Below are 1,240 nucleotides of genomic sequence, written 5' to 3' on the forward strand. Positions count from 1 at the left end.
CCGCCGCCGGTCAACCGCAACTACCCGGCGAAGGTGATCGTGGAGCTGGAGGTGGTGGAGAAGGAGATGCCGATCTCCGAAGGGGTGAGCTACACGTTCTGGACCTTCGGCGGCACGGTGCCGGGCAGCTTCATCCGGGTGCGCCAGGGCGACACGGTGGAGTTCCACCTGAAGAACGCGCCGGACAGCAAGATGCCGCACAACATCGACCTGCACGGGGTGACCGGTCCGGGCGGCGGGGCGGCGTCGAGCTTCACCGCGCCGGGGCACGCCTCGCAGTTCACCTTCAAGGCGCTGAACCAGGGCATCTACGTGTACCACTGCGCCACCGCGCCGGTGGGCATGCACATCGCCAACGGCATGTACGGCCTGATCCTGGTCGAGCCGCCGGAGGGGTTGCCGAAGGTCGACCACGAGTACTACGTGATGCAGGGCGACTTCTACACCACCGGCAAGTACCGGCAGAAGGGCCTGCAGCCGTTCGACATGGAGAAGGCGATCGACGAGCACCCGACCTACGTGCTGTTCAACGGCAAGGAAGGCGCGCTGACCGGCGACAACGCGCTGACCGCCAAGACCAACCAGACGGTGCGCCTGTTCGTGGGCAACGGCGGGCCGAACCTGGTGTCGAGCTTCCACGTGATCGGCGAGATCTTCGACAAGGTGCAGCCGGAGGGCGGCACGGTGGCGCAGCACAACGTGCAGACCACGCTGATCCCGTCCGGCGGCGCGGCGATGGTGGAATTCCACACCGACGTGCCGGGCAGCTACGTGCTGGTCGACCACTCGATCTTCCGGGCGTTCAACAAGGGCGCGCTGGGCATCCTCAAGGTGGACGGCCCGGAGGACAAGACGGTCTACTCGGGCAAGGAAGTGGACTCGGTGTACCTGGGCGACCGCTCGGAGCCGAACCTGCAGGCGGTGAGCACGGCGGCGAAGGCGCATGCGGCCGGCACGCTGACCAAGGATGAGCAGATCGCGGCGGGCAGGCAGCTGTTCACCGGAACGTGTTCGGTGTGCCACCAGGCGAACGGCGAGGGCCTGGCGAACGTGTTCCCGCCGCTGGCGAAGTCGGACTACCTGGCGGCGGACCCGAAGCGGGCGATGACCATCGTGACGCACGGGCTGACCGGCAAGATCACGGTGAACGGCCACGAGTACGACTCGGTGATGCCGCCGATGGCGCAGCTGAACGACGACGAGGTGGCGAACATCCTGACCTACGTGCTGAACAGCTGGG

1 protein-coding gene is annotated in these 1,240 nt (G+C 66.9%); it reads left to right on the top strand.

Translation table 11 applies throughout. The annotated features are described in order from the left end of the window. The coding region (nirK, locus tag KK131_RS17580; protein ID WP_214558174.1) for a copper-containing nitrite reductase at positions 1-1,240 on the top strand (1,240 nt) is incomplete at both ends.

Origin of the sequence: Rhodanobacter sp. LX-99, from assembly GCF_018599185.1 — a bacterium.
Taxonomy (GTDB): domain Bacteria; phylum Pseudomonadota; class Gammaproteobacteria; order Xanthomonadales; family Rhodanobacteraceae; genus Rhodanobacter.